22 protein-coding genes and 2 pseudogenes are annotated in these 21,678 nt (G+C 57.9%); 9 read left to right on the forward strand and 15 right to left on the reverse strand.

Translation table 11 applies throughout. The features are described from left to right. Nucleotide 1: 1 nt before the first annotated feature. The 5 genes from AC0L7L_RS15925 to AC0L7L_RS15945 form a co-directional block, all read right to left on the reverse strand. The gene (locus AC0L7L_RS15925; RefSeq protein ID WP_473510022.1) at nucleotides 2-583 is read right to left on the reverse strand and encodes a F0F1 ATP synthase subunit B; all 582 of its coding nucleotides are present in this window, start codon (nucleotides 581-583) and stop codon (nucleotides 2-4) included. A gap of 81 nt (nucleotides 584-664) precedes the next feature. Continuing rightward, nucleotides 665-892 carry a F0F1 ATP synthase subunit C gene (locus AC0L7L_RS15930; protein ID WP_272213002.1) on the reverse strand — a complete coding sequence of 76 codons (228 nt, stop codon included), beginning with the start codon at nucleotides 890-892 and terminating at the stop codon, nucleotides 665-667. Nucleotides 893-979: 87 nt separating this feature from the next. Beyond that, a complete protein-coding gene (locus tag AC0L7L_RS15935; RefSeq protein ID WP_473510025.1) occupies nucleotides 980-1,732 on the reverse strand; it encodes a F0F1 ATP synthase subunit A in 753 nt (250 codons plus the stop codon). A 60-nt stretch (nucleotides 1,733-1,792) separates the two neighbouring features. After that, on the reverse strand, nucleotides 1,793-2,137 hold the full coding sequence (locus AC0L7L_RS15940; RefSeq protein WP_272213004.1) for an AtpZ/AtpI family protein: 345 nt from the start codon (nucleotides 2,135-2,137) through the stop codon (nucleotides 1,793-1,795). Between the two features lie 177 nt (nucleotides 2,138-2,314). Then, nucleotides 2,315-3,292 (reverse strand): magnesium transporter CorA family protein, encoded by a 978-nt coding sequence (locus AC0L7L_RS15945; protein WP_272213005.1) that lies wholly within the window; start codon nucleotides 3,290-3,292, stop codon nucleotides 2,315-2,317. Nucleotides 3,293-3,457: 165 nt separating this feature from the next. Between AC0L7L_RS15945 and AC0L7L_RS15950 the strand changes: the two are divergent. Next, nucleotides 3,458-4,148 (forward strand): annotated as a pseudogene (locus AC0L7L_RS15950) (phosphoribosyltransferase). Nucleotides 4,149-4,224: 76 nt separating this feature from the next. Here AC0L7L_RS15950 and AC0L7L_RS15955 read toward each other — a convergent pair. The 4 genes from AC0L7L_RS15955 to AC0L7L_RS15970 form a co-directional block, all read right to left on the reverse strand. Beyond that, entirely contained in the window at nucleotides 4,225-5,280 is a 1,056-nt protein-coding gene (locus tag AC0L7L_RS15955) for a PRC-barrel domain-containing protein (protein ID WP_473510028.1), read from the reverse strand. A gap of 213 nt (nucleotides 5,281-5,493) precedes the next feature. Beyond that, entirely contained in the window at nucleotides 5,494-6,999 is a 1,506-nt protein-coding gene (locus AC0L7L_RS15960) for a sensor histidine kinase (RefSeq protein WP_473510030.1), read from the reverse strand. A 263-nt stretch (nucleotides 7,000-7,262) separates the two neighbouring features. Beyond that, nucleotides 7,263-7,832 carry an RNA polymerase sigma factor gene (locus AC0L7L_RS15965; RefSeq protein WP_473513965.1) on the reverse strand — a complete coding sequence of 190 codons (570 nt, stop codon included), beginning with the start codon at nucleotides 7,830-7,832 and terminating at the stop codon, nucleotides 7,263-7,265. Continuing rightward, nucleotides 7,829-8,122: a NepR family anti-sigma factor gene (locus AC0L7L_RS15970; RefSeq protein WP_473510032.1), complete on the reverse strand. Its 294-nt coding sequence runs from the start codon at nucleotides 8,120-8,122 to the stop codon at nucleotides 7,829-7,831. Before AC0L7L_RS15970 ends, AC0L7L_RS15965 begins: the two co-directional genes overlap by 4 nt. 65 nt (nucleotides 8,123-8,187) lie before the next feature. On the opposite strand from AC0L7L_RS15970, the gene AC0L7L_RS15975 reads away from it, so the two are divergent. Together AC0L7L_RS15975 and AC0L7L_RS15980 are read left to right on the forward strand one after the other, a co-directional pair. Continuing rightward, nucleotides 8,188-8,982: a response regulator gene (locus AC0L7L_RS15975; protein WP_473510034.1), complete on the forward strand. Its 795-nt coding sequence runs from the start codon at nucleotides 8,188-8,190 to the stop codon at nucleotides 8,980-8,982. A gap of 120 nt (nucleotides 8,983-9,102) precedes the next feature. Beyond that, nucleotides 9,103-9,267, forward strand: coding sequence for a DUF1328 family protein (locus AC0L7L_RS15980; protein WP_272213015.1), 165 nt, complete (start codon nucleotides 9,103-9,105; stop codon nucleotides 9,265-9,267). A gap of 157 nt (nucleotides 9,268-9,424) precedes the next feature. Here the strand turns inward: AC0L7L_RS15980 and AC0L7L_RS15985 are convergent, their stop codons facing one another. After that, the gene (locus AC0L7L_RS15985) at nucleotides 9,425-9,625 is read right to left on the reverse strand and encodes a CsbD family protein (protein ID WP_272213016.1); all 201 of its coding nucleotides are present in this window, start codon (nucleotides 9,623-9,625) and stop codon (nucleotides 9,425-9,427) included. 321 nt (nucleotides 9,626-9,946) lie between these two features. On the opposite strand from AC0L7L_RS15985, the gene AC0L7L_RS15990 reads away from it, so the two are divergent. The 3 genes from AC0L7L_RS15990 to AC0L7L_RS16000 all read left to right on the forward strand — a co-directional run bounded on the left by AC0L7L_RS15990 (nucleotide 9,947) and on the right by AC0L7L_RS16000 (nucleotide 13,474). Beyond that, nucleotides 9,947-10,783, forward strand: coding sequence for a CHASE domain-containing protein (locus AC0L7L_RS15990; protein WP_473510037.1), 837 nt, complete (start codon nucleotides 9,947-9,949; stop codon nucleotides 10,781-10,783). Nucleotides 10,784-10,794: 11 nt separating this feature from the next. Beyond that, nucleotides 10,795-11,655, forward strand: a complete 861-nt coding sequence (locus AC0L7L_RS15995; RefSeq protein ID WP_473510039.1) for a sensor histidine kinase — start codon at nucleotides 10,795-10,797, stop codon at nucleotides 11,653-11,655. Between the two features lie 415 nt (nucleotides 11,656-12,070). Next, nucleotides 12,071-13,474 (forward strand): DUF6880 family protein, encoded by a 1,404-nt coding sequence (locus tag AC0L7L_RS16000; protein ID WP_473510041.1) that lies wholly within the window; start codon nucleotides 12,071-12,073, stop codon nucleotides 13,472-13,474. Between the two features lie 76 nt (nucleotides 13,475-13,550). Here AC0L7L_RS16000 and AC0L7L_RS16005 read toward each other — a convergent pair. The 5 genes and pseudogenes from AC0L7L_RS16005 to AC0L7L_RS16025 form a co-directional block, all read right to left on the reverse strand. Further along, nucleotides 13,551-13,694, reverse strand: a pseudogene (locus AC0L7L_RS16005) (IS5/IS1182 family transposase); the annotation flags it as partial. A 261-nt stretch (nucleotides 13,695-13,955) separates the two neighbouring features. Next, complete coding sequence (locus AC0L7L_RS16010) at nucleotides 13,956-14,987, reverse strand: aldo/keto reductase (protein ID WP_272213020.1); 1,032 nt, start codon at nucleotides 14,985-14,987, stop codon at nucleotides 13,956-13,958. A 128-nt stretch (nucleotides 14,988-15,115) separates the two neighbouring features. Then, nucleotides 15,116-15,757 (reverse strand): ThuA domain-containing protein, encoded by a 642-nt coding sequence (locus AC0L7L_RS16015; protein WP_473510044.1) that lies wholly within the window; start codon nucleotides 15,755-15,757, stop codon nucleotides 15,116-15,118. Nucleotides 15,758-15,828: 71 nt separating this feature from the next. Beyond that, complete coding sequence (locus AC0L7L_RS16020) at nucleotides 15,829-16,929, reverse strand: Gfo/Idh/MocA family protein (protein ID WP_473510046.1); 1,101 nt, start codon at nucleotides 16,927-16,929, stop codon at nucleotides 15,829-15,831. A gap of 41 nt (nucleotides 16,930-16,970) precedes the next feature. Then, the gene (locus AC0L7L_RS16025) at nucleotides 16,971-18,170 is read right to left on the reverse strand and encodes an ROK family protein (RefSeq protein ID WP_473510048.1); all 1,200 of its coding nucleotides are present in this window, start codon (nucleotides 18,168-18,170) and stop codon (nucleotides 16,971-16,973) included. A 227-nt stretch (nucleotides 18,171-18,397) separates the two neighbouring features. Between AC0L7L_RS16025 and AC0L7L_RS16030 the strand changes: the two genes are divergently transcribed. The 3 genes from AC0L7L_RS16030 to AC0L7L_RS16040 all read left to right on the forward strand — a co-directional run bounded on the left by AC0L7L_RS16030 (nucleotide 18,398) and on the right by AC0L7L_RS16040 (nucleotide 21,657). After that, nucleotides 18,398-19,690, forward strand: a complete 1,293-nt coding sequence (locus AC0L7L_RS16030; RefSeq protein WP_272213023.1) for an extracellular solute-binding protein — start codon at nucleotides 18,398-18,400, stop codon at nucleotides 19,688-19,690. A gap of 157 nt (nucleotides 19,691-19,847) precedes the next feature. Next, complete coding sequence (locus AC0L7L_RS16035) at nucleotides 19,848-20,780, forward strand: carbohydrate ABC transporter permease (RefSeq protein ID WP_272213024.1); 933 nt, start codon at nucleotides 19,848-19,850, stop codon at nucleotides 20,778-20,780. Continuing rightward, the gene (locus AC0L7L_RS16040) at nucleotides 20,773-21,657 is read left to right on the forward strand and encodes a carbohydrate ABC transporter permease (protein WP_272213025.1); all 885 of its coding nucleotides are present in this window, start codon (nucleotides 20,773-20,775) and stop codon (nucleotides 21,655-21,657) included. Before AC0L7L_RS16035 ends, AC0L7L_RS16040 begins: the two co-directional genes overlap by 8 nt. Nucleotides 21,658-21,678 lie beyond the last annotated feature (21 nt).

Here is a 21,678-nt window from a genome sequence, read left to right on the forward strand (position 1 = left end):
ATCAGGCCTCCTTGACCGATGAAACGGCCGCTTCAACATCGCCCTTGGCAACGCGCCCGCCAATCAGGTGGGTCACGATCTGAGAGGCAGTCTCCTCGGCAATGGAGCCGACTTCCTGCAGCGCTTCGGAACGGACCTTTGCGATCCGGGCATTGGCTTCAGTCAGTTTTTTGCCAAGCTCGCCTTCGAGCTGGGCGCGTTCGGCCTCAGCTTCGATACGTGCCTTTTCTGCGGCAGCAGCCGCAATAGACCGCGCTTCGTCGCGCGCCCGGGCAAGTTCTTTTTCATAAGCGGCAATCGCGGTATCGGCCTCATTGCGCAACCTTTCGGCTTCATCGAGGTCCTGAGCGATCCGGTCGTGCCGGTCTTCCAGAATGGAGCCGACGCGCGGAACGATCACCCGCTTCATCACGACATAGAAAAGTCCGAACGTAACGGCCAGCCAGAGAATCTGCGACGGGAAGGTCGCAAAGTCAAAAGGCGGGAACACCTGTGCCTCGTGATGCTCCATTTCGGCCAGCGTGGTTTCGGTATGCGCTTCCACGCCTTCCGAAGTCTGTGCCAGAGCCGGTGTCACAATCATGCTCGTCTCCAAGGGTCTTCGACAATAGGGGTCACGACGCCAAAGACGGACGCCGTGACCATAACGTCGGACCGTTTAAATTTAAACGGCGAAGAGCAGGAGAAGAGCGACGAGCAGCGAGAAGATGCCGAGCGCTTCGGTCACGGCGAAGCCGAAGACCAGGCGGCCGAACTGGCTGTCGGCTGCTGAGGGGTTACGCAGTGCGCCTGTAAGATAGTCACCGAAGATACGGCCCAGACCCATAGAGGTTGCGCCCATGCCAAGGCATGCGATACCGGCGCCGATGTACTTTGCTGCTTCCGCTTCCATAAAAGAACTCCTTCGAAAGAATGGGTTGTTGCGGCTTAATACCGAGACCGGTCCGTGCTGTCCAGCCGGACCGGAATACTTTATTTCCTAGTGTTCGCCCGCATTGACGGCATCATTGAGATACATGCACGTCAAAACTGCAAACACATAGGCCTGCAGGAAGGCGACCAGGAATTCCAGAGCCGTCAGAGCGACGGTCATGGCCAGAGGCAGGATCGCGCCGCCGGTCCCGATCGTACCGATCGCGCTCAGCGAAACGACGAAGCCGGCGAAAACCTTAAGCGTGATGTGGCCAGCCAGCATGTTTGCGAACAGACGAACCGACAGGCTGATGGGACGTGAGAGAAACGAAACGATCTCGATCATTGTCACCAGCGGCAGCAGAGCTGCCGGAACACCGGACGGCACGAACACTTTGAAGAACCCGGCACCGTGCTTGTAGACGCCATAGCCGACAACCACGCACATCACCATCAACGCCAGTGAGAAGGTCACGACGATCTGGCTGGTCACCGAGAAGAAATAGGGGAACATGCCGATCAGGTTGGCCGTCAGCAGGAACAGGAACAATGTCAGCACAAAGGGGAAGAAGACCATGCCCTTGGTGCCGGCGCCCTCCCTCAGCATTGAAGCGACAAATTCGTAAAGCAGCTCGGCGATCGACTGCGTGCGCGAGGGAATCAGGCCGCGTTTCGACGTTGCCAGATACATGAACCCGGCAGCAATACCGACCGTGACCGCCATGAACAGCGATGCATTGGTGAAGGAAAGGTCCAGTCCGCCGACATTGATCGGTACGATATTGTGAATCTGAAACTGATGGGTCGGATCGTTTGACACCTGAGCTCTCTCTTCTCACCTTTCGCGCGACCATCCTGGGCCATGCGCGCATCAACAAATTTATTTCCCGTCCTTCTTCAGACGGTCTTCCGGCTCAGCCACATAACCGACGGAGCGTAACACATTCAAGACCCCGGCACCGAAACCGAGGAGAATAAAGCCAATCAATCCCCAGGGGCTGGTCCCAGCAAACTTGTCGAGGAGAAAGCCGAGCATGAAACCGACGAAGATAGCGGCCATGAATTCGCTCGAAAGCTTCAGGCCCTTCGACATCTCACGCCGGTCATTGGCAGACGACCCTGCCTTTTTCCGGCTTTCACCATTCTGGCCCTTGCGAAGCGTGCCCAGTTCACTGGCAAGCCGCTTACGGCGCTCGTCCAAGTCCTCCTGCCCGTCTTCAGTCATGACTTTCGCTTCCCCAAAAACCCGCCAAGGTCGCAATCGACCGCAACAGATGTTTCAGCAATGCGATAAAGCCTTTGGGACCCCCGGTCAAGTCGGGCGCACCATAGTTTTCCTCCCTATGCTAGTCAAGCTGCGCGAGAACCGTAATTGCACGACACAAGCTGTGTCCAATCACGCCTAGAACCAGCCGCGCGAACGTAGCCAGTAGATCGCGACAACGCCCGTCAGGAACATGCCGCCAATCGCCGCCGGATAACCATAGGACCAATGCAGCTCGGGCATGCGATCGAAGTTCATGCCATAGACACCGGCAATCAGCATCGGCGGCGCGAACACCACCGAAACCACTGAAAACAGTTTCATGATGTTGTTCTGTTCGAGATTGACCAGACCAAGCGAGGAATCGAGCAAAAACGAAATGTTGGAGGACACAAAGCTCGCATGCTCGGAAAGCGACTGAATGTCGTGGGCGACGATGCGGCACAGATCCTTCGTCGGCTTGTCGTCACGCACGCGCCCGAGGGCCTGAACGTAGGTTGAAAGCCGCGCAAGAGTTGTCAGGCTGTCGCGGGTCTTGCTGACAAGCCGGTGGTAGGTCGATATCTCGATCAGCCGCCCTTCAAGCTCGGCAGGCGGCCGTCGGCGCCCGCGCACGCCTTCACCGAACACAGCAATCGATATGTTGTCGATCTTGGCCACCGCAAGTTCCAGAATTTCCGCCGTGCGGTCGACAATGGTGTCGAGGAGATGCGCCAGAACGCGCACGCCCTGCCCCGGACCGATATCGAGGCGCTTCATGTCGGCAGCGAACAGAAAGAACGGCTTTGGCTCGGCATGCCGGATGGTCACGAGCCTGCCTCCTGCAAGGATGAAACCGACATCGGTCAGTTGGGCAAGGCCGAAATCCACATTCATCACGATCGACGCTGTCATGTAGACGGCGTTGCCGTCAGTGTAATAGCGGCTCGACGGCTCGATGTTCTTCAGTGTCTCGCGTGTCGGCAGCATGACGCCGAGAAGCGTTTCCATTTGCTGCATGTCGGCTTCGGTCGGATCGAGCATGTCGATCCAGACAACATCCTCGTCAAGCGGGTCGGATGCTCCGCCCGACGGCAAGGCCGCTTTAACACCGCCGACCCTGTAAAGATGGATCATTCGAACCCCGCCATTTGACCTCGCACTTGCCTCTACTGGCTACCCAAGCATAAAACACAGAGCAAGTGTGTTTTTTTACGCCGATGCGCCGTATCACATGTCTCACAACGGCCGTGTGACGCTTCGCGCCCCTCAACCACGCCTTCTCCGAGCCGGAAACAACCCATGCATCCTTATGAATTCTGGCAGGACCTTCTGCCCCCGCAGTCGATCGATCCACATCAGCCGCTATCCACGGCCTATCCGGCAACGCTTGCCGATGGCCGCCAGCTGCTTTTGCCGATCCGCGCGCTTGGCGACAGCGGCAAGGGACTTGCCTCGCTGATCATCAATCAGGCTTCATTCGCGGTCACGGCGGCGCTTGCCACCGATCTTGCCGGCCGTCTGGCGCGCGCGCGGCCGGATCTTGTTGTCGGCCTGCCGACGCTGGGGCTGACATTGGCTGCGAGCGTTGCCGGGGCGCTGGGCCACAGCCGCTACGTCCCGCTCGGGAATTCCCGCAAATTCTGGTACGAAGATGCGCTCTCCATGCCGGTCAGTTCGGTGACGACGCCGAACCAGGAAAAGCGCCTGTTCATTGACCCGCGCATGCTGCCGCTTCTTTCGGGAAAGCGGGTGGCACTCGTCGATGACGTAATTTCCTCCGGCCGGTCGATCCTGTCCGGCTTGTTGCTATTGGAAAAATGCGGTGTCTCGTCCGGTCGCGATCGGCGCGGCCATGCTTCAGACGAACAAACATCGCGCATTGCTCGAGGGTTTCGAAACCGGCCTTTCGGAGACCATTCATACCTGTTTCGCAACGCCGGAACTGCAGCGCGGCGCCGGCGGAAAATGGCACAAGTCCGCCGACAGCTAAAGCTTTTGAATCAGACAAGAAAAAACCCGCGATCCGAAGATCGCGGGTTTTCAGCAACGAAATGCTCCCGGCGTTATCAGTTCAGAAGAACGGCGTCCGGATTATCGCTCAACGCCTGCTCGGTAAACTCCGGCTGGTTTTCCAGCGTTTTCCGGTCGTAGCGGGTCTTGACGACATAGGCGTCACCGTCGGTCATGATCGTTGCCGTTTCGGTAGAGATCGCCACGGGCTTCTCACCGAGCCCCAGGAAACCACCGACATCAACAACCAGAATGTTCTGGCTCTGGTCGCCATGGGTCATGACGCTCGACACTTCACCGACGCTGTCACCCTCGGCGCTCAGGACGGACGCGCCCTCAAGCTGGTCGAAAGAAACCGAGCTGATATCGACCTCGGTCATACCTTCAAGCATCGGATTATCGGCGTCCATGGTTTCGGCTGCATTTTCGCCCATGCTGTTCACGCCGGCAACCATGTCGTCCAAGGCGTTATTTGCCGCTTCCCCTGCCTCGTTCATGGCGTTGCCCGCCGTGTTGGCCAGGTCCTGCGTTTCATTGGCCACATTGTTGGCGGCGTCATTGGTCGCCGTCTGCAGCTGCTCGGCTTCTTCCCGGACAGCGGCCGTGCCGCCCTCGATCAGGTTCGGATCGTCATATTCGAACGCCGGGGCGTTTTCGAGCTCTTCGATTGTGGCATCGATCGTGAGCCAGTTGCCCTGCTCGCCCTGCTGCCAGCTCAGGCGATCAAAGGAAACAGCCACGTTCTTCTCGCCAATACCGAGAAAGCCGCCTACGCCGATCACGGCCGCATTCGCATTGCCGTCGGAGCTCATAACGATATCGTTGATATCGCCAACCTGTTCGCGGCCCTGATCATCGGCATCCCGGCCGTATACGGGCCAGCCAAGCAGCGAGCTTGCGAGAACCTGCTGTTCGGTCGCACCGAAAAAGCTCTTGCCATCTTCAGATGCGGCCTGCTTTTGCGGAAATACCGGGGTTGTGCCGGCTTCCATACCCGTGGTCGCCGCGGGTTTGTTGTCCAACGTGTCTGTATTGGTCGCATCCTGCGCATATGCGGCGCCTGTGGAAATAACTGCAACCATAGCGGTCGTTGAAAGAATCTTGCGAAGCATATTTATACTCCTCTCTTCTGTATTGTTCGGTTGCGAGTACGATTTATTATTGTTTTATATTTTTGCTGTTCTCACTCGCTTCACATAAACCAAACGGCTAGACCGAAACCTTGTTCCGGCGCGAATGCGATTTTCCCTAAAAACGGACAACAAAGCCCGCCAAGCGGGAGCTGGGCGGGCGTGGCAGGCGCTTGTTCGGTTTTGCTGGTTTTTTCAGCAATAGCGCAGCGGCATTTTGATATGCACCCGTAGGCCGGAGTCGGCGTAGTCGACAACAACCTTGCTGCCTATCACCTTGTCGAGGCTGCGTTCGATCAAAACCGAGCCAAATCCGCGCTCTGCAGGCGGGTTCACAGCCGGGCCACCCACTTCCACCCAGTCCAGCTCCAGATGCCCGACGCCGCCCTCATCGCAGCAGGAAACCGTGATATCAATGACGCCAGCCCGTGTCGAAAGCGCGCCGTATTTTGCGGCATTGCTCGCCAGCTCATGGATGACCAGACCAAGCGCCAGCGCCTCATCCGGATCAAGATAGACAGCGCCCCCATGAATATCGATCTGACGGCTGTTGCCGTCGATAAAGGGCGCGACCTGCGAACGCAGTAGCCCATCAAGCGCAATCGCTCCCCATTGCTCGTCTGACAGCAGCGTGTGGGCCGCCGATAGCGCCTGTAGCCGGCCGGAAAAGGCCATATTGAATTCGGCCGAACTCCGGGAACGCCGCAACGTTTGCCCGGCGATCGACTGGACGATGGCCAGCGTGTTCTTGACCCGGTGGTTGAGTTCGCGCAGGAGCAGCCGCGTCTTCTGTTCGGATTCCTTGGTCGTCGAAATATCGACGACAACGCCAAAGACCGATCCGACCTCGTCGTCGCAGAGCATATTCTCGTATGTGCTGCCGAGTGACAGCAGCCATTTCCCGGTTTTCTCCACCTTGAACTCGTACTGATACTCCTCGCCACGATCCAGCGCGGCCTTGAACCTCCGCAGCATGGGAAACCGGGTATCCGGAGTGATCGCGCTGAGAATGCCGCGGCATGTGACCGGCTCGCCGCCCGTCATGCCCAGCATTTCGCGAAGGGCATTGTCGCATTCGACCGTATTGCTCTTCCTGTCCCAGCTCCAGGCGCCGATATTGCCGGCGCGCATCGCCATGGAATGACGTTTTTGCGCCCGAGAAAGCGCAAGATCTGCCGAAGCCTTGCCGCGTGCAGCATCCTTCAACTCGTAGAGAGAGCCCGCAAGATTGGCGAGACGACGCAGCGCCTGGGCGTCTTCGGGCGTGGTGTCGCGATGATTCTTTCCGTCGATCACGCAAAGCGCGCCGGCGTTCACGCCATGAACCTTGATGGGCGCACCCGCGAAGAATTTGACAGGCCGACCTTCATAGACAGGAACCGATGGCGCGACCTGGCTCCGCTCGGCTGGATCGTTCATGATCAGGGCCGGGTCTTTTTTCAGTGCAATCGGATACATGAAGAGGCCCGAGCGCGCTGGTACCTCGTGAGGCTCCATGCCGCAAACCGCCTGCACCCAGTTTTCGTCATAATCTGCAATAACGATGAGCGCGGCAGGACACGAAAAACGCATCGCGGCCGATTCGACGATCGCGATAAAATCCTCATCTGTTTCGGCTGCACGCATGATTGTCTGAGAAAGCGTATCCAGACGGTCCTGATCGTTGATCGCGTCGACTATTTCGGTCGGCAGATGTTCCACTGGGTCCCAAGCTCTTCAATATGATGCAAGCCCGTCATCGGAGGCTGATTTCAAAGATTCCAAGTGACCGAGATTGCCCGTTCGGACTTTCAGTCATGCTAGGGAACGCTTGAACGTAGCTACGGTTCCATCAAAACCAGAAATTTATCTGGGTGCTGCAGATCCAGGTTTTCGAGGCTCTATCTGTGGACGACGGCTGAGTGAAAAGGCGCGCCCATCGCGCTGCGGACAGAAGCCCGGCGGGACGAAAGCGCGCCTCACATCTAGCGCGTCACAAAGGCATTGCCGACGACTGCTGCAGAATTTGCATCAGGTCCGAAATCGACCTCGCCCTGAATATCCAGCAACTCCAGAAGCTTCCCGCGCGCCCTTGCGATACGGCTTTTGATCGTACCGATGGCGCAACCGCAGATTTCGGAAGCCTCTTCATAGGAAAAGCCCGACGCGCCGACCAGAATAATCGCTTCGCGCTGATCGTCGGGAAGCCGGTTCAGCGCTTTCCTGAAATCGCTCAAATCCATGGCGCCGTACTGAGCGGGGTGGGTCGAGAGCCGTTCGGTGAAAGCATTGTCGGAATCCTGGATTTCACGGCCACTTTTTCGCATCTGGCTGTAGAATTCATTTCTGAGAATCGTAAACAACCATGCCTTGATATTCGTGCCTGCTGTAAAACTCTCCTGTTTGGCCCAGGCCTTCATGATCGTGTCCTGTACGAGATCATCGGCAAGGTCCTGATGCCCGCACAGCGATACCGCGAACGCGCGCAGGCCTGGCACCGTTTTCAACATGTCACGTTTGAACGTCGTATCGTCGTCCCTGACCACGTTGGTTATCCTTCAGATTTTTGCGAGGAAGCGGATTCTGCTGCATCGAGACGTTCGAGCAGGTCAAGAAACCGATCCGGGATGTCTTCCTGCTCGACGGCGTTGTAGAGCGCCTTGAGGCGGCGACTGATCGCTTCCTCCGGGCTTTTTGCCGTGCCAGGCAGGGCTTCCCCTTTTCCCAGGCTGCTGTTGCTTTTCACCAATACTGTCCTGTTTGTACCCTGTTTAATGTTCAAGCCGAAAACGTCGGCTAGAATAAAAAGTTCCGCCCGATCGGGAACTTTTTTTCTTTCGCGCATTCTGATCAACTGAAAGTGCTCAATGAGCCTTCCAACAGACCTTAAGAGGCAGGAGACTAGATAATATGTCGCTTTCAACCCGTATCGCTGCCCATTTGCCGTATCTGAGACGTTACGCCCGCGCCGTGACCGGATCGCAAACCTCAGGCGATGCCTATGTAGCCGCCGTCCTCGAAACATTGATCGAAGACGTTTCGTTGTTCCCGGAAGACGGGGACGACAAGGTTTCACTATACAAACTCTTTTCACGCCTTTTCAGTTCCACAACCATCGAAATAGAAGATATTGAATCCCCCTACTCGTGGGAGAAACGTGCGGCAGCCAACCTGATGGCCCTGCCAGCCAAGCCACGACAGGCGTTTTTGCTGATCTCACTGGAAAGTTTTTCACATGCGGAAACCGCGACCATTCTCGAGGTCGAGCCTGATGTGATCTCAGGTCTCGTCGACGACGCTTCTGCCGAAATTGCCCGTCAGGTCGCCACCGACATCATGATCATCGAGGACGAACCTCTGATCGCGATGGATATCGAGCAGATGGTTGAGAGCCTTGGACACCGCGTGACCGGCATCGCCCGCACCCATACGGAGGCTGTGGCGCTCTACAAAAGCTCGAAGCCGCGCATGGTGCTCGCCGATATCCAGCTAGCCGACGGCAGCTCCGGTATCGATGCCGTCAATGACATCCTGGAGAACGATTCCATTCCGGTCATATTCATTACCGCATTCCCCGAGCGGCTTTTGACGGGTGAGCGCCCCGAACCCACCTTTCTGGTCACAAAGCCCTTTAACCCAGACATGGTCAAAGCATTGATCAGCCAGGCTCTGTTCTTCCAGGAGAGGCAAGAAGAGGCCGCCTGACGGGCTCGAGAGGTCACAGCAGGTAAACTCAAAAAGGTGGCTCCGGCCGCCTTTTTCTTTTGTTTCAGGAACCCTCACAGCGGCGAGACGTTCTTTTCACAGCAAACAAAGGAGAATGTCATGCTTTATTATGCGGTCGTGTTTCTGGTCGTTGCACTCGTTGCAGCCGCACTCGGCTTCGGTGGCATCGCAGGCGCATCAGCGGGCATCGCCCAAATCCTGTTCTTCCTGTTCCTGCTTTTCTTCGCCGTCGCGGTGATTGTCAACTTCGCACGCCGCAGGTAGGACAGTTCTCGCAGCGCAGATAAAAACGGTTCTGATCAAAGCGGTCAGGACCGTTTTTTTTGTTGGTGACGATGACCTGTTCAGAGCGCCTCTGCGTGCAACAAAAAAGGCAGCGGCGTTTCCACCGCTGCCTTTGAGCATCTGCGCGCGATTGCGATCAGTTTATCTTGGACATCCAGTTATCGACGTCGCGCTCGGCTTCGTCACGCTCCTTGCCGTAGCGCTCCTGAATCTTGCCGACGAGTTTTTCGCGATTGCCAGCGACCACATCCAGGTCGTCATTGGTCAACTTGCCCCATTGGGCCTGCGCTTCGCCTGTAAACTGCTTCCAGTTTCCTTCAACACGATCCCAGTTCATAAGAGTGCTCCTTTCATTGAGCTTCCGTTTCGCTTGGGTAAACGCACGGATCGCCTCGGCTGTTCCACATCAGCGCACTGTTTTTCGGCGGCTCGCGGCGCTGCCTGTTGTTATTGACAACAAAATAAAAAACAGAAATGAACGATAGCGTCTGTCTCTGCGGCCCGGAGCGGAACATCGCAACACACCACCGGCGACTTCCCCGGCAAGGCGCTCGAGCGGTACGTTATCGTGAATAGATCAAATACATTTCGTCGTTAGCCATGAAACGAAGCGGGACGCGCGATCGCCGTCCCAGACCGAGGTCAATCGCCGAACGTCATGAAAGATTTTTTCAACAAGATCGGGACAGACAGGTTTCGGGCCTTGAACCGGCTTCTGCCGGCGCTGGTCTTTGTCGTCGTCACCGCTATAGGCTGGGGGATGTCTTTTTCGATCTACCGTGCCTCCGAGGTGGAACGCCGGGCCAGCTTCGAGATGATCGCCGGAGATGCGGTCGATCAGCTTACCAGCCGTTTCTACCAGCACATGTCGCTTTTGGAAGCCACCAAGGCGTTCTTCGTCGCCACCGATGGCAGGGTCGACCGGCAAGCCTTCAAGACCTATGTCGAGGGCCTGGATACCGAAGGCCGCTATGACGGCATTCAGGGCATCGGGTTTGCACGTATGGTCTATACCGGCAACGAGACCAGAGCCGAAGACATGATCGAACAGTCTTACGGCGGCGGCATCGAGATCTGGCCCGAGACCGACCAGGAATATCGCGCGGCGATCGTGATGCTGGAGCCCGACAACGAGCGCAACAGGGCCGCTATCGGCTTCGACATGTACAGCGAGCCGGTCCGGCGCGAGGCTATGGCCGATGCGTTTGCGACCGATACGCCGCGCGCAAGCGGACCCGTCGAGCTGGCGCAGGAAATTACGGCGTCAAAACAGGCCGGTTTCCTGCTTTACCTGCCGTTCAAGATGGATCAGGGGCCCCATGATGCCGATGGCAATCTCCCCTTTCAGGCTTCATATATGCGCCGTTCCGCGCCGGAGATCTATACACCGCCGTTCTCGGAGATACGCCCGGGCTGCCCGTGGAGATCGAAGCTTTCGACAAGGCGCGACCGGACACGCCGTTGTTCAAATCCGCAGGCTTTGATACGGCGTTGACGAAAAGTGCGGTGAGGTTCTCTCGCGAAGTGGATATCGCCGGGCGCACCTGGGTTCTGGCAATGACGCCGAACGCAGCCTTCAAGCAGGCGCAATTCGACATCACCCCCTTCGTGGTCGGCTCCGTTGCCCTGCTTCTGGCCGTCGCGCTGGCATTGGCTACGCAATGGCAGCTCAGAGCCCTGGCCGCCGCACGGGAAGTTCAGCGTGTCACCCAGAAATCGCTTCAGGAGCGCGAACTGATGCTCCAGGAAATGAAGCACAGGATCAAGAACTCGATTGCCCGCGTCCTGGCGATCGCGCGCCAGACAGCCTTCCATGCAGAAGGGCTCGAGCAATTCATGGAATCCTATTCCGCCCGCCTTCAGGCCATGTCGACTGCGCAGGACGTTTTGACGCGCTCGCGCTGGCAGCGGGCTGACCTGAAAGAGCTGCTGACCAAGGAGCTCGAACAGGTCTTCGGTGACACCGGCTCTCACTACGAGATCTCCGGACCGTCGGCCGAACTCGACGAGAAAGCCACGCAGGCCTTCAGTCTGACCTTCCACGAGCTGGCAACAAACGCCCTGAAATATGGAGGAATGGCCGAAAGCAACGGCACGCTCGAGGTTTCATGGTCCTATGAAGCCACCGGTCCGGCACGGAAGCTCAAACTGATCTGGCGTGAGCACGGCAATAAGGCCGTCGCCACGCCCGAGCGCAAGGGCTTCGGCACACGGCTGATTGACGCCAACATCATCGGCGAGCTCCAAGGCACGATCGAGCGCCTCTACGGTGACAACGGACTGACCGTCGAAATCGTCTTTCCAAGCCCGGCCGAAACCGGAGGCCGCCGCTCACGCTGGCGGCGCAAACGCCGCCATAGCAGCTGACAAACCAAACGGCGGGGCCAAAAGGAGCGCCGGTTTTCAACCCGAGCTTTTCAGACTGGATCATCGGTCGGCCGATAGAGCGGGCCGATCCGACGCGGCCGGCAACGGCGGCGTCAACCTGGCTGCGTCCTATGCCCGACGAACACTCTGAGCAGCCCATGGCGGGTGATGTGTGAAAGACGACGCGCCTCTGCCTGCCAGCGTCCTCTGAGTTGCCCTATTGTCACCATCGTGATCTCCGCACCTGAAATCACGATGGTAAGCACATCTGATGCGATGCCAAGGGTTATCCCGGCACAAGGCTTGCGCGGGTCTTGGCCTCAGGTCACTTGCGATATAGCGTCCGCGCGGCGAAGGGAGCCGTTCACGATGGCAAAAAAGACAACGCTGAATGCGAAGAATCTGGAAGCACTGGGTGCAAAGCGCACTGGCAGAACTTCTGATCGAAATATCGACCGGCAGCGCAGCTGACAAACGGCGACTACGCCTCGAACTGGCTGGCGAACAAAGCAGCGCCGATATGGCCAGAGAGATCCGGAAACGCCTCACCAGCATTCAGCGCGCCCGCAGCTTCATCGACTGGAGAAAGGTCAAAAAGCTAAAAGCGGACCTCGAAATGCAGCGCTCAGCGATCGTTGACAAACTCGAACCCCAAGACCCCGACGAAGCGCTGGAGCTGATCTGGCGTTTTCTCGACTTGTCCGATTCTATTTTCGCACGCTCAGATGATGGCAGCGGCTCACTTGTTGAGAGCTTTCATGACGCGTGTGTCGATGCCGGACGCATCGCAAAAGCATCTACCGTGTCCCCGGAAGCATTGGCCGAAAAGGTATTTCAGGCGTTGCAGGACAACGGCTACGGTCAATATGATCCACTGATCGAAGAGATGATCCCGGCACTCAAAACCGTCGGACTGGCTCGTCTGAAAGAGCTGGCAACCCAATGGCTCAACGAAGCCAGAACCGAAAAGCCCCGACGCGAAGGCCGGATCATCGGCATGAGTCTGAACGGACCGATCTACGAAGACGAGGTCTATAGTCGTCACGATGATCTGTCGGCACGTATCGCGCTTGAAGCCATTGCAGACGCTGAGGGCGATGTCGACGCTTATATCGCGCTGCAGACCGAACAGGCCAAGCAGTCACCTATGATCGCGGCACGGATGGCGGAAAGGCTGCTCGAGGCCAATAGAGCGGGAGAAGCCCTTACAAGGCTGGATCAGGCTGCCCCGGAGAAAGGCCGGTCTTTTCCGGTTCTGGAATGGGAACAGGCACGCGCAGATGCGCTTGAGGCACTGGGCCGCGAAGATGATGCGCAAAAATTCAGATGGCAATGCTTTGAATCATCGCTCGAACAACAGCATCTCCGCGACTATTTGAAACGCCTGCCCGATTTTGATGACCTTGAGGCCGAGGAAAAGGCAATGGCTTGGATTGCTGAATATCCAGGCGTTCACCAGGCTCTTCTGTTCTTGATAGAATGGCCTGCGCTTCGCGAAGCCAATGCGCTCATTCTGGATCGCTATGCCGAGTTCGACGGGAACCATTATGAGTATCTGACACCGGCGAGCGAAACCTTGAAAGAGAAGTACCCGCTGGCAGCGAGTTTGCTACTCAGAGCCATGATCGACTTCAGCCTCAAGAATGCACGTTCCAGCCGCTACAAGCACGCCGCCAGGCACCTTATCGAGTGTGAAGCACTTGCGATGCACATTGACGATTTCGGGACGGCTGCCCCGCATCATACCTATCTGGCAAAGCTACAGCGCGACCATGGCAGGAAGTCCGGTTTTTGGACGGCAGTGGAGCGGCTGTACTGATTCTGCCTCTGAAAAAAATGCGCCGCCGTTGGCCTATCAGGATCAAGGAAGCGTTCCGGCCATAACCCTCACATGAATTCTGAATGTCGACGCTATGGACCATGAGCCCAACGATGTGGCGCCTGCGGCCTTTGCTCTTGTTACCCGCATCAAAGCCACAAACGCAGCCACTTTTCGTGGTTTTGACCCTTTGAAGGTCGATCACGCCTGACAATGGCGAGACTTAAGCTGATAGGGGCTGCTGCGATCCCCAATCCCGCGCGCCTCGGCATGACGCGCGGGGGGGCGGTTGGCGAACTGAAAAGCCCGATCCCTTAGCTCGACGACACGGAGAAAGCGCACATCCGAAACGAAGTCTCACCCGGGCATTTTTTGTTTGGCGTATTTCAGAAGACAGAGCTTTAGCCACCGGCTGACCCGCGACAGCGTGAGCAACCATAATGGTTTAGCGCGGTCGCGACCGCTCCCCCTGCCGTTTAATTCAGCGCCCGCCTTCAACCTTGCGGAATCGCTGGCTCACGCCGCCTGGGCCATAGGGATAATCCGGCACGGGCTGGGTGCTAACCGCTGAGAGGCGCTCCAGTTCGGCCCCGGAAAGCCGGATGTTTGCCGCGCCGAGATTGTCGGCGAGTTGCGCTTGCGTGCGTGCGCCCACAATGACGGAAGTGACCGCCGGCTGTGCCGCAAGCCATGCCAGCGCCACCTCCGCCATGCTGGCATTGTGAGCGCCCGCAATATCCTCCAGCGCACCAAGCACCTCCCAGGTCACCGACTTGGCATTGTGCTTGTCATAGGCCTCCATGCCGCGCTCGGGGTTTTCGCCAAGCCGGGTGGCACCTGTCGGCATCTGGTCGCGCTTGTATTTGCCGGAAAGCCAGCCGCCGGCAAGCGGTGACCATGGCAGAAGTCCCATGCCTGCATCCTGGCAGGCCGGTACGATCTCGTGTTCGATGCCGCGGGCAAGCAGGTTATATTGCGGCTGAAGCGTCACCGGGGCCGCAAAGCCGTTCGATTTGGCGATCCAGACCGCCTTGGTCAACTGCCAGCCGATAAAGTTGGAAAAGCCGTAATAGGCGATCTTGCCGCTGGAGATGGCATCATCAAGGAAGCGCAACGTCTCTTCAAGCGGCGTCAGCGCGTCAAAGGCATGAAGCTGGTAGAGGTCCACCTGCTCCACGCCGAGCCGGACAAGCGAAGCATCGAGTGCTTCGACAAGATTCTTGCGCGACAAACCGATGCGGTTTGGCCCCTCGCCCATGGGAAAGCGGGCCTTGGTGGCAATCACCAGGTCTTTCGTGATGCCCGGTTTCTGTTTCAGCCAGCGCCCGATGATCTCTTCTGAAATCCCGGTGCTGTAGACATTGGCGGTGTCGATGAAATTGCCACCGGCCTCCACATAGGCGTCCATCAGCCGGAAGGATGTCGCCTCGTCCGCCTCGTCGCCAAAGGTCATGGTGCCAAGGCAGAGATTGGTGACCACGGTGCCGCTGTTTCCGAGTCTGCGATATTCCATGATGTTCTCCTGTTCATTGTGCGGAGGTCCGCGGGAGCGGCTCCGCGTTTCACGGAGGTCGGGTAAAACCACCTGAGCTCCGAGAAATGCCTGTCTTACGACTTAGGATCGCCGCTGTTTTTCATCGATCAGCGCGCCGCCCAGTTGGCACCGCGGCGGAAGATGTTTGCCATCTCCGGAACCTTGAACTCGCTCGCAATGTGCCCGAGCGAGGAATAGAACACCCGGCCCTTGCCGTGACGGCGTTTCCAGACCACCGGCATGACGACACCGTCGATCCATTCGGCGTGGTCACCTGCAAAAGTGGTTGTGGCCAGCACCTCGTTCGAAGGGTCAACATGCATGTAATATTGCTCTGAAGTGTAGGGGAAATCGGAAATCCCCTCCATGATCGGATCATCCGGCTTCGTCACATTGACGCGGTAATCGATAATGTTGCCGGGATGGGCGACCCACTGCCCGCCAATGATGAACTGGTAGTCGACCGAATCGCGGAAGGCATCGCCCGCGCCGCCGTGATAGCCGGCAATGCCGACACCGCTTTCGATGGCGGAAGAGAGGTTCTTGACCTCTTCATTTTCGATCTTCGACATGGTCATGATCGGGACGATCAGGCTCAGATCCTTGATCTGCGGGTCGGCGAAAGCCTCGGTTGAGTGTTCCAGATAGACCTTGAAACCGTCCTCCTGCAACATGTCGCGGATAACGTGGGCGCACTCCTCCGGCTCATGACCGCTCCAACCGCCCCAGACAATAAGTGCTTCGCGCATGACATTTCTCCTCTCGCATCAGCCGGCGCTTCGCAGCCGGCCGGGTTTGACTGTTTTTTCCGTTGTCCGGCCTATTTGCCGAGCACATCGTTAACGAGCGACGTCGAAAGAGGTGCCGGCCGCTCGGTCACTGTTGTGATCTCGACCGTTTTGCCAGTCTCGGCGGCAATATCGAAAGCCTCCATCACCTCCAGCACGTGCAGCGCCAGATCGCCGTTTGCCCGGTGCGGCCTGTTGCTGCGGATCGCATAGGCCATGTCGGCAAGGCCGATCGAACGGTAATTGTCGTCCGCATAGGGCATATCGACCGGGTAGTCCTCGAACTCACCGCCCTTTTTCAAAAGCGAGATCGGCCCCTTGAAGAAGTTCGGATCGGGAACAAGCAGCGTTCCTTCCGTGCCGTAAATCTCGATTGGCAGATGCTTGTGGCCCGCCACATCGAAGCTCATCGTCACCTGTACAACGGCGCCGTTTTCAAAAGAAAGCACGCCTGCGATATGGGTGGGGACCTTCACCGAAATCTTGTCGCCCCGGCGCGGTTCGCTTGTGATCTCGCGTTCCTTGCGCAGCATGGTCGCAAAGCCCGCAACCTTACTGACCGGCCCGAACAGATTGACGAGATCGGTAATGTAATAGGGGCCCATGTCGAGCATCGGCCCGCCGCCGATATCGTAGTAGAAATCGGGATTGGGATGCCAGGATTCATGCCCCGGCCGCATGAAACTCGCCGTACCCCCGATAGCAAGCCCAAGCGCGCCGCTGTCAACGATGGCGCGCGATGTCTGGTGGCCGCCACCGAGAAATGTATCGGGCGCCGCGCCAATCCTGAGCCCTGCCTTCGCAGCGGCTTCGGCAAGTTTCTTTCCCTCGGCGAAACTGATACCGAGCGGCTTTTCCGAATAGGTATGCTTGCCAGCTTCAAGCGCTCTCATGGCCACCGCCACATGGGCGCGCGGGATCGTCAGGTTGAGGATGATCTCGACCTTCGGGTCGGCCATCAACTGATCAATCGAGCTGACCGGTACGTTGAACTCGGCGGCTCTGGCTTCTGCGGCTGCCTGATTGAGATCGGCTATGCCGCGAACCTCCAGAATGTCGAAGCCGGCCATCGCCTTCAGATAGGCACCCGAAATATTGCCGCATCCAATGATGCCGATCCCTACTTTTTCCATTTTTCACTCCTCCCGAAAGTGCCTGGCTCTCCGACCGTTGTTCAAAGCGCCGGGCCGGTTGTGCTCCATGGCGATTCATACAGCTCATAAAGTGCGACGGCCGCCGCACCCCGCGCCCAGAAAAAATCGTCCGCGTCATCGAAAATCAGCTCGCTCACATCACTCAACGACGGCGGGATCGCGCTGTTGAAGGCCGCTGTCAGCCGGTTGATGAAGGGTTTGCCAAGCGCAAGGCTGGAGCCTACCAAGATAACACGCGGCGGCGCGAAAAGTGTCACGATATTGGCCACCGTCACGCCGACAGCATCGCCGGCCCGCTCAGCCGCCGACATGATTTGAACGTCCTTGGCCTTAATCAGCGTCTGGGCGTGTGAAATGCCCCGGCCAAGCCGCACCGCATCGGCGTAAAGCCCTTCGCGGGGGCCGTCGCCGAGGATCGCGCTTTCTCCGGCAAAGCTTGCCAGCCGCGACATGCCGTCGGCGCTGCTGCCGAGCACAAGATCGCCGAGATTGTGGCTGAGCCCGCCGGCGCCCCGGAAAAGGCGGCTATTGTGCAGAACACCGAGACCCAGCGTCCGCTCGAGCGATATCAGCACCATGTCCTCAAGGTGACGCGCCTTGCCGAACCAGTGATGCGCAAGGGTCACGGCATGGACATCGCTTTCAACGATTGTCCGGATACCGAAGCGCGGCGACATAACGGCGGCGAAATCCACATTCTCGTCGCTGAAGATCGGGCTGGACCGCACGACGCCGGTGCGATGCTCGACCACGCCCGGAAGACCGAGACAGATCATATCGATTTCGGAGAGCGCTAGCCCGGTATCCATCACGCAGGCACGCACGCCATCTTCCACCAGATCGGCGATGACGTTGATCGGCATTCTGTCGATGCGGACGGGCAGGGAAAATTCGGAAAGGACCTCGCCGCAGAAATCGACAACCACGAAAGTCATCCGCGTAGCCGCAATCTTGGCCCCGACGACGCGCGAAGCCTCCGGGTTGAGCTCGAGCATCACCCGGGGTCGACCACGGGCTGTGGCATTGCGCAGGTCGCCCTCGTGACGTGACAGGATCAGGCCATCATCGATCAGGGAGCCGGTGATGGCCGAAACGGTGCTGGTCGACATTTCGGTATGCTTACTGATTTCGATGCGCGAGATCGGCCCGTTGCGCCGGATTGTGTCCAGCACACTCAACCGGTTGATTGCACGCATCAATTCAGGATCAGCGGTTTTCATGAGGGCTCATAGGGCAGGTTCAGGACGGGTTATATTTTTTCCGTGTTACGAAATAATTGGTGGTCGTTTTTAGTCCTGCGCTTGAGACATGTGCAAGCTATTTTTGCACACGATGCCTATTTTAAAGGCGACCTGCCTCCTTGCGAACAAATTCGGGTTGACAAAACTGAGGTCTCGACATTTATTTAATCCGGATACTGCAAAAAGTGCTTTGGGAGGAGTGCAATATGTCAATTACTGCCAAATGGCTTCGTTATAGTGCCTCTGCTGCGGGCTTTGCCGTCCTGACAGCGGCAGCCAATACAGCATCTGCCGAGACGGTGATAAAATGGCTGCATCTGGAAAACCAGGAGCCGGTCGTCGAAGTTTGGCGCCAGGTGGCCGATGAGTTCGAGCAGGCCAATCCAGGTGTTAAAATCGAAATGCAGTTCCTTGAAAATCAGGCATTCAAGGCCAAACTTCCGACATTGCTGCAATCGTCCGAGGTCCCCAGCCTGTTCTACACCTGGGGCGGCGGCGTTTTGAAGGCCCAGTCGGAAACCGGCGTTCTGCGGGACATTTCTCCGGCACTTGACGCTAACAACAATGAATGGCTCGACACGCTCAAGCCATCCTCAATCGCGGGGATGACGTTTGACGACAAGGTTTGGGCTGCTCCGGTCCTCAACGGTGTCGTCTCCTTCTTCTATAACAAGGAATTGTTTGACCAGGCCGGTGTGGACGGTACCTCGATCGACACCTGGAGTGACTTCATGGGGGCCGTGAAGACCCTGAAGGAAGCCGGGATCACGCCGATTGCAGGCGGCGGTGGCGACAAATGGCCGATCCACTTCTACTGGGGTTACCTTGCCATGCGCGAGGCCGGACATGATGGTTTCATGGCGGCGAAGGCAGGCGAGAATGGCGGCTTTGCGGGTGAGCCCTTCGTCAATGCCGGCGAGAAACTTGCCGAACTTGGCGCACTTGAACCATTCCAGAACGGCTATCTCGGCGCGACCTGGAACGACGCACTCGCAACCTTCGGCGACGGACGCGCGGCGATGATCCTGTCGTTTGAAAGCACGGGCAGGACCCAGGCCAGCAATTCCACCGATGGCAAAGGGCTTGCAGAAGACAATATCGGCCGTTTCGCCTTTCCCGTCATCGAAGGCGCCCCGGGGCTTGTCACCGACAATATGGGCGGCCTGACTGGCTGGGCCGTAACCAAGGATGCGCCGCCCGAAACCGAGAAGTTCCTTGAGTACTACACCAGCCCGGATGTTGCCCGCAGGATATCGGCGGTTCAGAAGGTCATTCCGGTCACGATCGGCGTTGCCGATTCCATCACCGATCCGCTTCTGAAGAGCAGCGCCGAAGCGCTCGCCAAGGAAACCTGGCACCAGAACTATCTCGATCAGGATCTGGGCCCGAATGTCGGTGCCGTGGTCAACGACATGAGTGCTGCGATCGTTTCCGGATCGACCTCGCCGGAGGATGCTGCGCAGCAGATCCAGGACACATTCGAACTGGAAAATATGTAAGTCCCGACCCCGGGCGCCCGCGCATTGCGGGTGCCCGGGTCACGATGGCTTTCGGCAGACGGGGCATGCAGGCTGTCGGCTCATCTTCTGAGTGGTGACGGCGCGGATGTTCCCGACCGTGCCTGGTGACTTTGCCGACGCAAACGGGAAAACACGCATGACGACGACAGATTCCATACTTCCACCACCTGTCGGGCCGGCGCCGAAAATGAGGCGACGGCGCTCGCTCGCCCATACCAAATGGCCGGTGGTGATCCTCTTTATGCCGCCTGCGCTGCTGATCTTTACCGTGCTGGTGATCCTGCCCATGGGCGAGGCGGCCTGGTATTCCTTCTTCCACTGGAACGGCTACGGCGAACCCAGCAAATGGGTCGATTTCCGCAACTACAAGCTCATCTTCAAGAATTCGGCCTTCACAAAGGCGTTGATCAACAACGGTCTGATTATCATCACATCGATCTTGATCCAGCTGCCTCTGGCGCTGTGGCTTGCGACCATGGTGACCAGAAAGATCAAGGGCGCGCTGTTCTTTCGCTTGATCTTCTTCCTGCCCTATGTGCTCGCTGACGTCGCCGCGGGCATGATCTGGCGCTTCGTTTATGACGGTGATTTCGGCCTTGTTGCCGGCATTTTCCATTTCTTCGGCGCTCAGCCGCCCTTCCTGCTGGCCAATGCCGATACTGCCATGCCAGCAATCCTTGCCGTGATCGTCTGGAAATATTTCGGCTTTCACATGATGCTGTTCATCGCCGGCCTTCAGGCGATCGACAAGAGCATTCTTGAGGCCGCCGATATCGACGGGGCGACCGGCTGGCAGAAATTCAGGCTTGTGACGCTTCCCATGCTGGGCTCAACCGTCAGGCTTTCCGTCTTCTTCGCCGTCATCGGCTCGCTGCAACTCTTCGACATGATCATGCCGCTCACCGGTGGCGGGCCTGCGAACTCGACCCAGACCATGGTGACCTTCCTCTACAATTTCGGCGTCACCCGCATGCAGGTCGGTTTCGGCAGCGCCGTGGGGGTAATCCTGTTCATCATCTGCGTCACGCTGGCCTTCAGCTACAAACGGATATTCATGAAAAATGACTGAGATCTCCGAAAGCGCACCGATCGATGCAGCCCAATCGGGCGGGGAAGGCCGCAAGCTGAATGTCAGCACCCAGACCTATCTTTATGTCTCGCTTCTGATCGTTGCCGGCATCGTCATCGTGCCACTCCTCACCACCGCGCTCGGCGGCTTCAAGACGCTGCCGGATCTGCGCGGCAGCCCCTTTGGCCTCCCGGAGCACTGGCAGTGGAGCAATTATACCGACATTCTGATGTCGAAGCGCTACTGGCTGCAAATGGGAAATTCGCTGCTGATCGCCGTGTTCACGGTGTTTCTCACCATCGTGTTTTCGGCCTGCGCTGCCTTCTGCTTCGCCCATATCCGCTTCTTCGGCTCGGAATATCTGCTCAACTATTTCCTGATCGGGCTGATGTTCCCGGCAGCGACCGCGATCCTGCCACTTTACATCCGCATCCGCGACCTCGGCCTGCTCGACACCTACTGGGGCGTGATCCTGCCACAGGTGGCCTTCGGACTCGGCATGAGCATCCTGCTGTTTAGAAACTATTTCAGGAACCTTCCGCAGGAACTGTTCGACGCAGCCTTCGTCGACGGCTGCGGCTATATCGGCTTTTTCTGGCACGTCACCATGCCGCTCTCGCGGCCGATCATCGCCACTGTCGGCATCATCGCCTTCGTGCAGAGCTGGAACAGCTACATCATCCCGCTGATCATGCTGAACAGCGAAAACCGCTACCCCTGGCCGCTCGGCATCATGGTCTACAAGGGCGAGTTCGCGACCGAATGGCAACTGGTGCTTGCCTTCATCACGCTCACCATCCTGCCGACGATCATTGCCTTCTTTGTCGCCCAGAAACACATCATTGCCGGGCTCACCGCCGGCGCCGTCAAGTCGTAAACCACCGGGGAGCTCTTTCAA

This window comes from Martelella sp. K41-7 (assembly GCF_055808365.1).

Bases quoted from the DNA above. Each gene is read 5' to 3' on its own strand.
- AC0L7L_RS16010 (WP_272213020.1), bottom strand. From the start codon at position 14,987: ATGGAATATCGCAGACTCGGAAACAGCGGCACCGTGGTCACCAATCTC.
- AC0L7L_RS15970 (WP_473510032.1), bottom strand. From the start codon at position 8,122: ATGCGCGAAAGAAAAAAAGTTCCCGATCGGGCGGAACTTTTTATTCTA.
- AC0L7L_RS15980 (WP_272213015.1), top strand. From the start codon at position 9,103: ATGCTTTATTATGCGGTCGTGTTTCTGGTCGTTGCACTCGTTGCAGCC.
- AC0L7L_RS15945 (WP_272213005.1), bottom strand. From the start codon at position 3,292: ATGATCCATCTTTACAGGGTCGGCGGTGTTAAAGCGGCCTTGCCGTCG.
- AC0L7L_RS15930 (WP_272213002.1), bottom strand. From the start codon at position 892: ATGGAAGCGGAAGCAGCAAAGTACATCGGCGCCGGTATCGCATGCCTT.
- AC0L7L_RS16040 (WP_272213025.1), top strand. From the start codon at position 20,773: ATGACTGAGATCTCCGAAAGCGCACCGATCGATGCAGCCCAATCGGGC.
- AC0L7L_RS15925 (WP_473510022.1), bottom strand. From the start codon at position 583: ATGATTGTGACACCGGCTCTGGCACAGACTTCGGAAGGCGTGGAAGCG.
- AC0L7L_RS15940 (WP_272213004.1), bottom strand. From the start codon at position 2,137: ATGACTGAAGACGGGCAGGAGGACTTGGACGAGCGCCGTAAGCGGCTT.
- AC0L7L_RS16035 (WP_272213024.1), top strand. From the start codon at position 19,848: ATGACGACGACAGATTCCATACTTCCACCACCTGTCGGGCCGGCGCCG.
- AC0L7L_RS16020 (WP_473510046.1), bottom strand. From the start codon at position 16,929: ATGGAAAAAGTAGGGATCGGCATCATTGGATGCGGCAATATTTCGGGT.
- AC0L7L_RS15955 (WP_473510028.1), bottom strand. From the start codon at position 5,280: ATGCTTCGCAAGATTCTTTCAACGACCGCTATGGTTGCAGTTATTTCC.
- AC0L7L_RS15990 (WP_473510037.1), top strand. From the start codon at position 9,947: ATGAAAGATTTTTTCAACAAGATCGGGACAGACAGGTTTCGGGCCTTG.
- AC0L7L_RS16030 (WP_272213023.1), top strand. From the start codon at position 18,398: ATGTCAATTACTGCCAAATGGCTTCGTTATAGTGCCTCTGCTGCGGGC.
- AC0L7L_RS16025 (WP_473510048.1), bottom strand. From the start codon at position 18,170: ATGAAAACCGCTGATCCTGAATTGATGCGTGCAATCAACCGGTTGAGT.
- AC0L7L_RS15975 (WP_473510034.1), top strand. From the start codon at position 8,188: ATGTCGCTTTCAACCCGTATCGCTGCCCATTTGCCGTATCTGAGACGT.
- AC0L7L_RS15985 (WP_272213016.1), bottom strand. From the start codon at position 9,625: ATGAACTGGGATCGTGTTGAAGGAAACTGGAAGCAGTTTACAGGCGAA.
- AC0L7L_RS16015 (WP_473510044.1), bottom strand. From the start codon at position 15,757: ATGCGCGAAGCACTTATTGTCTGGGGCGGTTGGAGCGGTCATGAGCCG.